The sequence below is a fragment of the Paenibacillus baimaensis genome, assembly GCF_025567575.1.
Genome location: NZ_JAOQIO010000084.1, coordinates 61,623 through 75,613, shown reverse-complemented (window position 1 = coordinate 75,613; position 13,991 = coordinate 61,623). Strand labels below are relative to the sequence as shown.

Sequence of the window (13,991 nt, the reverse complement as noted above, 5' to 3'; positions counted from 1 at the left end):
GTATGAATTTGATCACTTTACCATAGCACTGCCAATATGGCAATGATATTTTTTAACTATTTAATGCCTATGCATGAAGCAAGCTGTTGGCCGGACGTACAAGCCCCAGATTTTCACGCAAAGTTTTCCCTTCATAGCTCGTACGGAATAGACCTCGGTTCTGCAGCTCGGGGATTACTTTGTCAACGAAAGCCTCCAATCCGTTCGGATAAAGCGGCGGCATTAAGTTAAATCCATCGGAGGCACCGTGGGTAACCCAATGTTCAATCACATCAGCGAGCTGAATAGGCGTACCTGTGAAGGTTAAGTGCCCACGACCGCTGGCAAGACGATTCACAAGCTGACGAATCGTCAGGTTCTCCTTGCGGATCAAATCCAGAATAAGCTGATGACGGCTTTTGCTGCCATTGACCGAATCTATCCCTTTGGCGCTGTCAAATGCAGACACAGGAAATGGACCATCAATGGGGTAACCCGACAAATTAACGCCGAACCGCTCAGACAGCTTGTCTACGGCATCCTCGACATTATTAAATGCGTTCAATTCATCCTCCAGATCCTGGGCTTCAGCTGCGGTATCGCCTATAATCGGACTTAGTCCCGGCAAAATCACGAGCTGCTCCGGGGTGCGGCCATATTTAGCCAATCTGGCTTTGACATCTGTATAAAATGCCTTACCTTCCCCATATGTAGGCTGTGCTGTAAAAATAGCTTCAGCCGTCTTCGCAGCCAGTTCTTTCCCGCTCTCCGAGGAACCCGCCTGAACCAGTACGGGATAGCCTTGCGGAGGACGTGGAATATTAAGCGGTCCTTTGACCTTGTAGACCTTGCCTTTGAAATTGATTTCATGCAGGCGGGTTTCATCAAACTGAACGCCGGACTGCTTATCAAAGACAAGCGCCTCCTCCTCCCAGCTATCCCAGAGCTGCTTCGTTATTTCGACAAATTCCTCAGCAGCCTCATAACGCTTGGAATGCTCCAGATGCTCCTCACGGCCGAAGTTGTATGCAGTCGCATCCGTATGTCCGGTAACAATATTCCATCCGGCCCGCCCCCCGCTGATATGATCGAGCGATGCAAATTTACGCGCCACATGATAGGGCTCGTTGTACGTTGTCCCCACAGTGCCGATCAATCCGATATGCTCGGTCACAGAAGCCAATGCCGAGAGCAGCGTGAAAGGTTCCAGCCTTCTGCCGGTTCCTACATAGCCGTCTGCCATAAATAATGAATCCAGCAAACCCCGCTCTGCGATCTGTGCCAGCTTTAAATAATAGCGAAAATCAAATCCCAGTTCCGGGTGAGTGTCTGGGTGCCGCCATGCCGCTGCGTGATGACCGGCTCCCCGCAAAAAAACATTCAGGTGTACTTGACGTTTGGTTGTACTCATCATCCCCGCCCCTTTCTTTCATGTTATTGATCTCTGTCCATCATAGGTCCACATGAAAAAACCGAAGACATAGCTTATAAAAGCCAGATCTCCGGTTGTCCGGTAGTTGGTCATACAATGTTTATTATTCCTATGCTGTTACTGTAGTTTGAAATATAGCACCCCTTATGTTCTGTGTCAATAAGGTTTCGCAACATTTATTTGGAATAATTTATAAGAACCAATCCCAGTTAACGTCAAACCAGCTTTCTGATAACTGCTTGTGTAAATGCAATCGTTGAAGCCGAGCCGCCCAGATCCTGTGTCCGTACACCGTCCGCAATCGCACTTAATATTGCCTGTTCAATAAGTCGTCCCAATTGATAAAGCGCAGGATCGTTATGCCGATTGCTAAGCCAGTCCAGCAGCATCACAGCGGAGAGCAGCTCTCCGATCGGATTAGCGATATTGCGTCCTGCAATGTCCGGTGCCGATCCGTGGGCCGCCTGCGCCATCGCTCTATCATCGCTTGCATTAATCGAAGGGGCTAGTCCAAGGCTCCCCACCAGCTCACCTGCCAAGTCGGAGAGAATATCGCCAAACATATTTGTTGTCAAAATGACGTCAAAATCCTTTGCACGCCGCACCAGATGTGCAGCCATCGCATCAATATGATAGTCGTCCACCCTGACTTCCGGGTATTGAGCCCCCACCTCACGGCAGGTGCTTAAGAACAAACCATAACCGAGTTTGATCACATTAGCCTTGTGGACAATGGTCACGTGCTTGCTCCGCTTCATCGCCATCTGGAAAGCAGCATGGGCGATACGTTCGGCAGCCTTCCGCGTAAATACACCCACCGATATAGCTACATCAGGGGTAACCAGCCACTCTCCTGTGCCTGCATACAGATTACGATCCGGATAAAAGCCCTCCGTGTTTTCACGGTAAATAACCAGGTCCGCAACACCCACTACACTCTCGATTCCCGGAATCGTTTTGTTCGGACGGATATTGGCATACAAATCAAAATGGTGACGCAGCTCGCCGCTTGGATTGCGCTTTTCCTGATGCTCCGGTGGGTAGGATGAGGAATCGTGAGGTCCAATTATCCAGCCATCGCAGCTTCCGAGTGCCTCCTTCGTGAGAAGAGGCAGTGCATCGCCGTACTCCCTGATCGCAGACCAGCCCATTGGTAGCTCCAGCCAGTTAAGCTCAACATTCGGCACGACTTTCGATGCAGCCGTCAACACTTCGACCGTAGCCTGAACGATTTCCGGTCCAATCCCATCCCCCGGCAAAACGCCAATTGTATACGCAGTCATTGGAACTCCTCCTTGTCATTGACATGAATGCTGCCAATCATAACACCCCGCAGCCATTTCTACCAGAGGGTTGGCAATAAATAGACGAGCTCTTATGCTATCGTATCAGCTCTGCTTCACGGCAAGATTAGGAATTTGGTGCAAATTTGCCGGTCGAACCAGACCCAGATTTTCACGCAGTGTTTGACCCTCATAGGCGGTTCGGAATAAGCCGCGGTTTTGCAGTTCAGGGATAACTTGTTCCACAAATACATCCAATCCGCTCGGATATAGCTGCGGCATCACGTTAAAACCATCAGCAGCCCCATTTTTGAACCAATGCTCCATCACATCAGCCATTTGCAAGGGAGTCCCTGTAAAGGTAAGATGACCCCTTGCACCAGCAAGACGCTGTACCAGTTGACGGATCGTCAAATTCTCATTGCGGACCAGATCGATTACAAGCTGATGACGACTTTTATTGCCATTGACCTCTTCAAGCTCCTTCGCTTCATGCAGGGGAACCGGGCCATCTATCGGATACTCCGATAAATCAACACCAAAGCGAGAGGATAACCTTTTCACAGCATCCGTTGTATCTATCAGATTGTCCAGCTCCCGCTCAATCTCTCTCGCTTCGGCTTCCGTATCCGCCAGAATCGGACTGATTCCCGGTAATATATGCAGCTGCTCCGGTGTTCGTCCATACTTGGCTAACCGCGATTTAACATCTGTATAAAAGGCTTTGCCGTCCGCAAACGTCTGCTGCGCTGTGAATATAACCTCGGCTGTCCTGGCCGCCAATTCCTTTCCGCTTTCAGAGGAGCCTGCTTGCACAAGCACTGGATAGCCTTGAGGTGGACGCGGTATGTTCAGGGGACCCTTTACAGAATAATACTTTCCCTTGAAGTTGATTTCGTGGACTTTACCATGGGCAAACTGGGTACCTGACTGTTTATCATAAACCAGCGCATCGTCCTCCCAGCTATCCCACAACTGCTTTGTCACCTCAACGAATTCTTCTGCGGTTTCATAGCGAAGAGAGTGCTCCGGGTGTTCGTCCCTGCCGAAATTCGCCTCTGCGGAGCCTGATCCGGTTACGATGTTCCAGCCAGCACGTCCATGGCTGATATGATCGAGGGAAGCGAATTTGCGCGCAATATGGAAGGGCTCATTGTACGTCGTATTGACTGTGGCAATCAGTCCGATATGCCGGGTAACGGCTGCAAGCGCAGACAAAAACGTGAACGGCTCCAGCTTGTTCGTCTTGCCCACATAACCATCAGCCAGAAAGAGCGAGTCGAGCAGGCCGCGCTCTGCGGTCTGAGCCAGTTGAATGAAATGTTGAATATCAAGCGATAGCTCCGGATGTGTGTCCGGGTGCCTCCATGCCGCCTCATGATGCCCGGCTCCACGGATAAAAGCGTTCAAATGCAGCTTACGTTCGGATGTACTCATCTAATCCACCTCTCCTTTTGGATCATTATTATTGATTTTTTTGCAGCCTTTCAACCTCTTTATCGATGTTTTCAGACGCTTTGCGAATCGTCGAATTGACATCGAGACCATGGGCCAAATCCAGATTCGCTTCGGTCATATATTTGGCAATATCCGTTTCGAATGGATTGGATTTATGTGTTTGCAGTGGCGTCCCCACAAAAATATTTTGAATTTTCTTCCCCTTCAAAGTGCCTACCTCTGCCCCATATTCCTTCTCCAGCTCAGGGTTAATAATCGCAGGCACCCTGCCGTTGCGCGAAATAATTCGCTGCGCTTCATCTGACAGCAGGTATTGAATAACCTGGAAGGCGGCGTCTTTTTTCTTACTGAGACTGGTCATTGTGATGGAATGAACCTGGGTCTCCCGTGTTTTGCCGAGCTGATCGGCAAAGGTAGGAATCGGCGCAATATCCCAGTTCACATCAATTCCCTGCTGTCGCAGCTCCTCCATCGGCCCAACCATATTAGCTAACCAGGCCGGCCGCATCGCCATCGTCCGATCCTTCATAAAGACATCCCTGCCCCACAAATATTTGGTGTTGTCCTTAGGGAGGAAGCCGGGAATTTCAAAGTTAGCCTTCGTGATATTGAATACCCGCAGCCATTCCGGGCTGCCAAGCAAGGATTTGCCCGTTATCGGATCAATCGTCGCCAGCGCCAAGCTTCGTGAATAATAGGTGAGGCCTTCGGCGTCCAGACCGATATACTGTACCCCATTTTCTGTCCGTGTCAGCTGGCGGGCCAGGTCCAGAGCCTGCTCCCAGGTCATCTGCTCGTCTGACGGATACGGAACACCGAATTTATCAAAAACGTCCTTATTGTAATACAAAATGTGCTGATTGGAATTGTAAGGAACGCCATAAATCTCGCCGTTGTCGCCGAACGAATGAATATAGCCAGTCAAATAGGGCTTGATCCGACTTTCGTCAAAATTATATTTTTTAAACCACGGACGCAAATCCTCGACTACCTTAAGCTTTTTTAACGTATGATAATTGTCTCCAAAAACAAGATCTGGAACGGTACCTGATGAAAATAATTCCGGGACCGTCACCGTAGAAGGTGGCTCCAGCCGGTCAATCGTTATATGTTTAAATTTCTTTTCAACCGGGTCCTTGATCTGGTTTTTGAATTCAGTAGCCGTAAAGGTCGCCCCACTCACATAAAAAATCAGATTAACCGGCTCGGTAATTTCCACAGGCTTGTCTGATAACGACTGCTGATTCTGCTCGTCAGTCCTCTTCCCATCTTTGGAGCAGGCCGTGATTAGAACAGATAAAGCTACAATAATAGCAAGTGCCGATTTGGTTGTATTCATCCTCAACAGGCTCCTTTGGTTCAGTCGTTTGTTCATTGACATGAAAAATAACCGGAAACATGGTATTAAGCATGTCCCCAGTTGTCTGGAAGTGTATGATTCATGATCCTATTACAACAGCTATCTCGCTGCCTCTTGTGCTTCGATTGTTTGGTTGTTGGCTGCCCAGATTTTATTGTGCTGGTTATCCGGTCTTGCCAAACCAAGATTCTCCCGCAGCGTCCTGCCTTCATAGGCCGTGCGAAAAATTCCGCGATTTTGCAGCTCCGGTATTACCTTGTCCACGAAGGCATCCAGACCGGTCGGGAAAATTGGCGGCAAAATATTAAAGCCGTCAGCTCCGCCTTCGCGGAACCACTTCTCAATAAAGTCAGCTATTTGCAGAACAGAACCTGTGTGGGTAATATGCCCATGGCCTCCGGCACTCCGACTAATGAATTGTTTGATTGTAAATTTATCTCTAATCGCAGCATCGATAATCACGTCACGCCTTGAAGTGATCCCTACTCTGAACTCCTCTGCTGGCCTCAGCTTGTCTATCGGCACGGGTGCATCCAATGGATATTCAGATAAATCCACCGTAAAGAAGCGTGACAGGTTACGCAGCGCGTTCTGTGTGTCCAGCAGCGTGAACAGCTCCTCTTCGAGGTCCCTGGCCTCCGCTTCCGTATCGCCAATAATCGGGCAAAGCCCGGGTAAAATCAGCAATTGATCCGTCTTTCTTCCGAATTTGCCCAGCCTACCCTTCACATCTTTATAAAACTCCTGCGCAGCGCCAAGCGTTTGCTGAGCGGTGAAGATCGCTTCTGCCGTCCTTGCCGCCAGCTCCTTGCCGCCTTCCGAAGATCCAGCCTGAACAAGCACAGGATATCCCTGCGGCGGACGCGGAATATTGAGCGGACCTTTTACTTTGTAATATTCTCCCTGAAAGTTGATGTTATAGACCTTACTCGAATCAAGGCGAATATCCTTTTCTTTGTTATACACGAGCGCATCTTCTTCCCAGCTATCCCACAACTGCTTGACGACATCTACAAATTCCTCACCCACCTTATAGCGCTGTTCCACATCCGGGTGCTCATCCCGACCAAAATTGTGTGCGGCAGATTGAGCTCCTGTTACAATATTCCAGGCAGCACGTCCTTTGCTGATGTGGTCCAACGAGGCAAACTGACGGGCAACATGATAAGGGTCGTTATAGGTCGTTCCGACGGTAGCAATGAAACCAATATGCTTCGTAAGCGCGGCAAGCGCAGAGAACAGCGTGAACGGCTCGAACCCTCGGGATAAACCGGCATAACCGTCCGCGACAAACAGAGAATCCAGCAGTCCCCGTTCGGCAGTTCGCGCCTGATTGGCAAAATGCGCCAGATCAAGGCCAGCGTTCGGATTGACTAACGGGTGCTTGGAAGAAGCCGCATGATGTCCGGTACCACGGATAAATACATTAAAATGGGCCTTTCTGGAAGAATCAGTCAATTCATTCACCTCATATCATCATAGTCGTGCGTAAAGCAGATTTCTCTCCAACCTATTGAGCTGGCTCGTAAGCGGTATCCTTCACTGCTGGGTGGTGTCTGGCTGTCCATATTTCCCGATTTTTGTTCACAGGGCGCGTCAGTCCAAAATTTTCACGTAATGTGGCACCCTCATATGCAGTCCGAAAAATACCGCGATTTTGCAGCTCGGGTATTACCTTATTGATGAAGGTTTCCAGACTGTGCGGCACAACCTGCGGCAATAAATTGAAACCGTCAGCTCCACGCTCCCGCAGCCACGTTTCAATAAAATCGGCTACCTGCAAATAGGACCCCCGATAAGTAACGTGACCATGGCCACCAGCACTGCGATTTAAAAATTGTCGGATCGTCAAATTATCTCTGCGCACGGCGTCGAGCACAACCTCACGCCGGCTTGTAATGCCTCCGTTCCGGCTGCCATCCTCAGGCTTAACCTTGTCGAGTGGTACCCGGTCATCCAACGCATACTCGGACAGATCGACCGAGAAAAAACGTGAGGCCTGCTTTAAGGAGCTTTCCAGATTCAACAAAGAAAATAAATCATCCTCCAGATCCTTGGCCTCTGCTTCGGTCTCGCCAACAATCGATCCCAGTCCAGGCATAATGAGCAATTGATCCGGATTTCTTCCATACTTCGCCAATCTGGATTTGACATCGGTATAAAACTCTTGCGCGGCTCCGAGCGTCTGCTGTGCAGTAAAGATCACCTCGGCATGCTTGGCCGCCAATTCCTTGCCAGCTTCCGAGGAACCTGCCTGCACCAGAACCGGATAGCCTTGCGGAGGTCGAGGTATATTCAGCGGTCCCTTTACATTAAAATAAGTGCCTTTAAAATCAATCTCATGAATATTAGTATGATTGACCTGCAGATTCCGCGCGCTGCTGCTCGTTACATCATCTTCATCCCAGCTATCCCACAGCTGCTTGGTGACCTCAACGAACTCATCGCCAATTTCATAGCGTTTGCTGGGCTCTGGGTAACCTCCCCATCTCGTAATATTGTTGCCGTCCTCTGGTGAATGCCCTGTTACGATATTCCAGGCAGCACGCCCTTTACTCAAGTGATCTAACGATGCCAACTTTCTCGCAACATGAAACGGATCATTATAGGTCGTGCTTACCGTTCCGATCAAACCAATATGGGTCGTTACTGCCGCCAGCGCCGAGAGCAGCGTGAATGGCTCCAGCCTTCTGCCCGTCCCCGAATAATTGTCCGCCATGAATAGTGAATCGATTAGCCCTCGTTCTGCCAATTGAGCCAGCTCCACATACTTGTCAATGTCCAAATCCCGCTCAGGCTCCGCATCAGGATGTTTCCATCCCCCCGCATGGTGCCCTGCAATGCGAACAAACACATTAAGACGTATCTTTCGTTCCGTTTCACTCATATCTCTCACACTCCGCTCTGCAAATTAAAGTCACCGCACCAACACGCTGTCCAATAACCTTCATTCCTACTTCTACTTCTAGTACACATTTTCCCAGAATGCAAAAAAACCAGAAACAAGCCGAGGCTGGTTTCCGGTGGTCCGGTTTTCCTATCAATTTATAAAATTCGTATGCGAATACTTGGTTATAAACTTACCATCGAAATTACAATTTTGTCAAGATGTGTTCCGCTAAGAAATATACAAATCGGTCTGTAGGCTTACATGCAGCCCCTTGTACACGTCACAACGATAACGCGAATCAGCGTTAAACCACATGCTTGCAATATTCCAAAAATGATTTAGAATGCATAATAATCAAGTACAACTTCATTGCAAAACAAGCGATGACGGAAAGAGTACACGGTAATCGATTCATTACAGGGACGGAGTGCCACCGACTGAAAGCACCCGATCGAACGACCCGTCGAAGTTCACTCCCGAGCTGGTTCCTGAACGGCTGCCTGCATACTGGCATCTCTTAAGGATACCCGTAACTCCCTACGTTAAGGGACTAAAGTGAGAATAACATTCCTGTTAGTACAGGAACTGTCGTTCTAATTAGGGTGGTACCACGGCTTCTCGTCCCTTGCGATGAGGAGTCTTTTTGTTTGTCAAAAATCATATTTAAAGGGAGCGAATGAGAATGGATCAAATTTATTTAGAGCAATTAAGGGGAAAATTAACAGGAATCAATCAACAACTGCTGGATTTGTTGTCGGAACGGGCACAGATTGCTCAGGAGATTGGGCATCTGAAAGAGAAGCACGGCATTCCTGGGTTCGATCCTGTAAGGGAGAAGCAAATGCTGGAGGAGCTCGTCGCCCGTAACACCGGGCCTTTGGATCACGAAACCATTAGCCAGCTGTTCAAGCAAATTTTCCAGGCCACTATGGAATCTCAACGAACGGGTCATAAAAAACCATTACTGGTCAGCCGAAAAAACCAGAAGGCAGATACTATTGTGACCCTTGGAGATATAACCGTTGGAGGCGGAAAGCCGGTTCTGATCGCCGGCCCTTGTTCTGTCGAAAGCTATGAGCAGGTGCGTCAAGTAGCTGCCGCATTGAAGCAAGCGGGGGTTACCGTCATGCGCGGCGGCGCATTCAAACCAAGAACGTCCCCGTATGATTTTCAAGGGTTAGGGATAGAGGGGTTGAAAATTTTGAAGGAGGTAGCAAGCGAATTCGGGCTTAAGACCATTAGCGAAATCGTCGATCCTGCCCATATCGAATTGGCAAGCGAATATATTGACGTCATTCAAATTGGTGCGCGTAACATGCAGAACTTCGAGCTTCTAAAGGCCGCAGGCCAAGTACGCACACCCATCCTGTTGAAGCGTGGCCTTGCCGCTACTATTGAGGAATTTCTTCATGCAGCAGAATATATCTTAGCTGGTGGCAACACGCAAGTGATGTTGATCGAACGCGGAATTCGGACGTATGAGAAGGCAACACGCAATACTCTGGATATATCGGCAGTTCCGATTCTGAAGCAGGAGAGCCATCTGCCGGTTCTGGTGGATGTCACCCATTCAACTGGCCGCAAAGATATATTCGCTCCTTGCGCCAAAGCCGCATTGGCCGCGGGTGCAGATGGCATCATGGTGGAGGTACATCCCGACCCCGCCACTGCCTTGTCCGATGCAGCCCAGCAGCTCAATATCGAAGAGTTCCATCGTTTCCACACGGAGCTCCAAATATAGTTTATTCGCATTCGCTATCACCATGTATAAGCATAATCACGTACAAATAGACTCAAAAAAATCGGCAAATCCCGAAGGATAAGCCGATTCGCAATGAATCTATTTGATTATTATAGGTAAAATCTGTAGCAGCATAAAGCGCATATCATCACTATCAATCTTTCCATCTTGATTGATATCGAACATATGAGTAGAGAAGTGTGACACGTCTTCTACGGTTATTTTACCATCACCATTCAAATCAACGTAACCCAAGGAAGGCTGGGCCGAACGGTTGATCGTCACTTCAAAGGATTTTTGCTGGCCGTCATGCGTAGTTACAACGATTGTTAAAGAGCGGGTCCCCGTTGCTAAATTCGATACCAGGATGGAGTTCGCCGTGTACGTGGCCCCGGTTACGCTGAATGAAGCATTGGGATCGGAAAGAACTACACTCAGGTCCACTGATTTGATCTCATACCCTACATCCAGATGATAACTGTTGGAGGTACGCTGCAAAATCTTGTTCATATAAGTGATCGTACTGATATCAGCTACGCCCAAACCTTGCTTATTCACATCTATGGTGTAAGTCTTGCTGGATACATGATCAGGTGCTGTCACTTTGACAGAAACGGTGTTAGACCCGATATGATTCAGATATACAGCGCCAGTTACCGTTGTGCCGTCAGCTATAATTTCATATCTGGCTTGAGAATCAACAGGAACAGCAAATACCTGAACACTGTAAACACTATTCATTACACTTGCTGCGTAGCTCGTCGTACCTGAGGAAAACGCTGGATTCAACGTGCCTGTACTCAGCGATAAACTACTTAAATCCGCGTTATTGCTCGCTGCTCGGCTGACCGTTACCGTATAAGTCTTCGTTGAGTTATCCTGTGCCGTCACCACTACTGTGACGGTATTAGCTCCTACATTCAATGGAACGGTTACCGCATTGCCACTGGTTGCTGCGTTCCCATTTACCTTAAGTGTCGCCTTGTTATCCGCTATTGTCGGAGTTACATTCAAGCTGCTTACAAGGTAACCTACATCATTTGTGTAGCTGATGATTCCTGATGCAAATACTGGTGATAGCGAGCCTTGATCCAGCATCAGATTGCTCAAATCAGCATTATTACTCGGGGCTGCTCGGTTAACTGTTACTGTATAAGTCCTCGTCGAATTATCCTGTGCTGTCACCACTACGATGACGGTATTAGCTCCTACATTCAATGGAACGGTTACCGCATTGCCACTGGTTGCTGCGTTCCCATTTACCTTAAGTGTCGCCTTGTTATCCGCTATTGTCGGAGTTACATTCAAGCTGCTTACAAGGTAACCTACATCATTTGTGTAGCTGATGATTCCTGATGCAAATACTGGTGATAGCGAGCCTTGATCCAGTATCAGATTGCTCAAATCGGCATTATTACTCGGGGCCGCTCGGTTAACTGTTACTGTATAAGTCTTCGTCGAATTATCCTGTGCTGTCACTTCTACCGTGATGGTATTAGCTCCTACATTCAATGGGATGGTTACCCCACTGCCGCTGGTTACCGTGTTCCCATTCACCTTAAGCGCTGCCGTGTTATCCGCTATTGTCGGAGTTACATTCAGGCTACTTACAAGGTAACCTACATCATTTGTGTAGCTGATGATTCCTGATGCAAACGCAGGTGTTAGTGTTCCTTGATCCACAATCAAATTACTTAAGTCGGCATTACTGCTGGCAGCACGGTTGACGAGTACCGTATAGATCTTTTGTGTCGTGCCATCTTGAGCTGTAACTACGATCGTAATTGTATTGGAGCCTACTGTGATAGGCAAGTTTACCGGACTACCGCTTGTTGCTGCAGTTCCGTTCACTTTGAGCGTTGCCGTACTGTCCGCTATAATCGGAGTCACATTCAAGCTGCTTACAGGGTGAGCTACATCATTCGTGTAGCTGATGGTTCCTGATTCAAACACAGGTGTTAGTGTTCCTTGGTCAACAATCAAATTACTCAAGTCGGCATTGCTGCTGGCAGCACGATTGACGGTAACTGTATAAGTCTTTTGTGTCGTGCCGTCCTGGGCTGTAACCAATATCGTGATGGTGTTAGACCCTATATTCAATGGGATTGTTACGGCACTACCACTTGCAGCGGCGCTTCCATTGAGCTTAACCGTTGCATTACTGTCTGCTATAATAGCGGTTACCTCTATACTACTCACTGCATGAGCCACTGCAGAAGTATAGCTTATTGTTCCCGCTGCGAACGGAGGCGATAGTGAGCCTTGGCTAAGCGTCAAATTACTCAGGTTGGCATTCGTACTTAATGCTTGCGATTCCATCCAGCCTTCTTGGCCTACAGCAACAAACTGGCTTTGACCATAAGCAACAGCATTGAAAAATTTTGTAGTATTCGAGGTTTCATTCGTCCAGGTAACGCCGTCAGATGAGGAAATAATTTTCCCGTTATCACCTGCGGCGACAAATTTTCCAGTTCCATAAGCGGCACCGTTTATTCCTGCTGAACCGTTCGGAACAGCCCGCGATGTCCAAGTGGCACCATCTGGTGATGTGAGCAGGGTTCCCGATGACCCCACTGCTATAAACAAACTGCTGCCATAAGCTCCTCCCCACAGATCATTAGTTGTGCCTGAGGTTTGCAGTGTCCATGTAATTCCGTCAGATGAGCTATAGATAGTACCCGCAGATCCTGCCGCGATAAACTTTCCCCCACCGTATAGGACTCTATTGAGATCCTGTGATCCCTTAGTTTGTGAACTCCAGCTTATCCCATCTGTGGAGGTGGTTATTACCCCACCTTTCCCAACGGCTACTATGCGGGACCCACTATAAGCAACAGCATATAGGTCGTTAACCGTCCCCGAAGCTTGTTGAATCCAGGTCCCGCTATTACCGGTAGGAGAAGTCATAATATTGGCAGCATTGGAGCCAACCGCAACCCATTGAGTCCCTGTATACACAGCATCATTAGGAATAAACGGAACAGCCTGTTTAACCCACGTAATCCCATCTGCTGATGAAACAATCTCACTGCTTACAGGATCAACAGCGAGCCATTTTCCTCCGCCAAAAGCAACATTTTGAAGCTGCCCTGTGATCGTAGCGTTGGAGGTTTGGCTTGTCCAAATACCTGAAGCCATAACCATATTGTGAAAGCCATAGAATACGCTAAGCAAGGAAATCGCTAATATGGTTAGCAACAATTTGGGTGATTGCCGAAGCTGCTTAGCTATTCGTATTCTGATCATCATTAGATCCCCCTGTCATCACTTACCTGATGCTGCATCCTTAACAATATTGATTTTTCATACTATGACCGAATTGGAAAAATTCCGCTCAGACAAATGATAAAGTTCATCACAAGAAAAGGCTGCATGTTGTTGTGCGGTTGACCCCCTCCAGCTGCAGAAAGTGAATTTGGATGCATCGTTACATTGGCATTTGCGCTGTATATCGGAGCTTGCTGCGGATGAGGTCTGCCCTGAGCGGGTGCCTCTGCCCAATAACGATTGGCAGGCTCGGTTGAAGAGCCCGGTATCTCATAAGCCTGTGCCGCATGAGTGTGTCTTGGCATTTCAGATGCGCTAAGCGCTAACGAATTGACACCGACTTGTTCACCTACAGTGCGAGGCGTTAAGCCTGCCCCCTGACCTTGATGCATCGGAGCAGCTCCATTCAGATTGGGTAAAGCAAAAGTTGAGGTGCCATTCCCGCCATACTGAACACCCAAAATGGAAAAAAGTGCCGTATTCTGAGAGATTGATAGTAGCTGTCCATTACATAAGGCCCATCCAATGGGCGCGAAATTACCTGAGAATATGCGTATTTCTCCAATATAAGCCTCTGCCAT

At 48.3% G+C, this 13,991-nt stretch carries 9 protein-coding genes; 1 reads left to right on the top strand and 8 read right to left on the bottom strand.

Going from position 1 to position 13,991, the window contains the following annotated elements:
* Window positions 1–67 precede the first annotated feature (67 nt).
* From OB236_RS19590 to OB236_RS19565, 6 genes are all read right to left on the bottom strand, one after another.
* On the bottom strand, window positions 68–1,390 hold the full coding sequence (locus OB236_RS19590) for an LLM class flavin-dependent oxidoreductase (protein WP_262685511.1): 1,323 nt from the start codon (window positions 1,388–1,390) through the stop codon (window positions 68–70).
* A 236-nt stretch (window positions 1,391–1,626) separates the two neighbouring features.
* Window positions 1,627–2,694: an isocitrate/isopropylmalate dehydrogenase family protein gene (locus OB236_RS19585; protein WP_262685510.1), complete on the bottom strand. Its 1,068-nt coding sequence runs from the start codon at window positions 2,692–2,694 to the stop codon at window positions 1,627–1,629.
* A 105-nt stretch (window positions 2,695–2,799) separates the two neighbouring features.
* Entirely contained in the window at window positions 2,800–4,131 is a 1,332-nt protein-coding gene (locus OB236_RS19580; RefSeq protein WP_262685509.1) for an LLM class flavin-dependent oxidoreductase, read from the bottom strand.
* 28 nt (window positions 4,132–4,159) lie between these two features.
* Window positions 4,160–5,491: an ABC transporter substrate-binding protein gene (locus OB236_RS19575; protein ID WP_262685508.1), complete on the bottom strand. Its 1,332-nt coding sequence runs from the start codon at window positions 5,489–5,491 to the stop codon at window positions 4,160–4,162.
* A gap of 120 nt (window positions 5,492–5,611) precedes the next feature.
* Window positions 5,612–6,970 (bottom strand): LLM class flavin-dependent oxidoreductase, encoded by a 1,359-nt coding sequence (locus OB236_RS19570; protein ID WP_262685507.1) that lies wholly within the window; start codon window positions 6,968–6,970, stop codon window positions 5,612–5,614.
* Window positions 6,971–7,022: 52 nt separating this feature from the next.
* A complete protein-coding gene (locus tag OB236_RS19565; protein ID WP_262685506.1) occupies window positions 7,023–8,399 on the bottom strand; it encodes an LLM class flavin-dependent oxidoreductase in 1,377 nt (458 codons plus the stop codon).
* A 685-nt stretch (window positions 8,400–9,084) separates the two neighbouring features.
* Here OB236_RS19565 and OB236_RS19560 point away from each other — a divergent pair.
* Window positions 9,085–10,143: a bifunctional 3-deoxy-7-phosphoheptulonate synthase/chorismate mutase gene (locus OB236_RS19560; RefSeq protein WP_262685505.1), complete on the top strand. Its 1,059-nt coding sequence runs from the start codon at window positions 9,085–9,087 to the stop codon at window positions 10,141–10,143.
* Between the two features lie 99 nt (window positions 10,144–10,242).
* Here OB236_RS19560 and OB236_RS19555 read toward each other — a convergent pair whose 3' ends face one another.
* Window positions 10,243–13,389, bottom strand: a complete 3,147-nt coding sequence (locus tag OB236_RS19555) for a cadherin-like beta sandwich domain-containing protein (RefSeq protein ID WP_262685504.1) — start codon at window positions 13,387–13,389, stop codon at window positions 10,243–10,245.
* Between the two features lie 62 nt (window positions 13,390–13,451).
* A complete protein-coding gene (locus tag OB236_RS19550; RefSeq protein ID WP_262685503.1) occupies window positions 13,452–13,991 on the bottom strand; it encodes a phage tail protein in 540 nt (179 codons plus the stop codon).

What these genes read in the sequence shown, in the direction of transcription:
- OB236_RS19585 (WP_262685510.1), bottom strand. Translation starts at nt 2,694, where the DNA reads ATGACTGCGTATACAATTGGCGTTTTGCCGGGGGATGGGATTGGACCG.
- OB236_RS19555 (WP_262685504.1), bottom strand. Translation starts at nt 13,389, where the DNA reads ATGATCAGAATACGAATAGCTAAGCAGCTTCGGCAATCACCCAAATTG.
- OB236_RS19565 (WP_262685506.1), bottom strand. Translation starts at nt 8,399, where the DNA reads ATGAGTGAAACGGAACGAAAGATACGTCTTAATGTGTTTGTTCGCATT.
- OB236_RS19590 (WP_262685511.1), bottom strand. Translation starts at nt 1,390, where the DNA reads ATGAGTACAACCAAACGTCAAGTACACCTGAATGTTTTTTTGCGGGGA.
- OB236_RS19580 (WP_262685509.1), bottom strand. Translation starts at nt 4,131, where the DNA reads ATGAGTACATCCGAACGTAAGCTGCATTTGAACGCTTTTATCCGTGGA.
- OB236_RS19550 (WP_262685503.1), bottom strand. Translation starts at nt 13,991, where the DNA reads ATGGCAGAGGCTTATATTGGAGAAATACGCATATTCTCAGGTAATTTC.
- OB236_RS19575 (WP_262685508.1), bottom strand. Translation starts at nt 5,491, where the DNA reads ATGAATACAACCAAATCGGCACTTGCTATTATTGTAGCTTTATCTGTT.
- OB236_RS19560 (WP_262685505.1), top strand. Translation starts at nt 9,085, where the DNA reads ATGGATCAAATTTATTTAGAGCAATTAAGGGGAAAATTAACAGGAATC.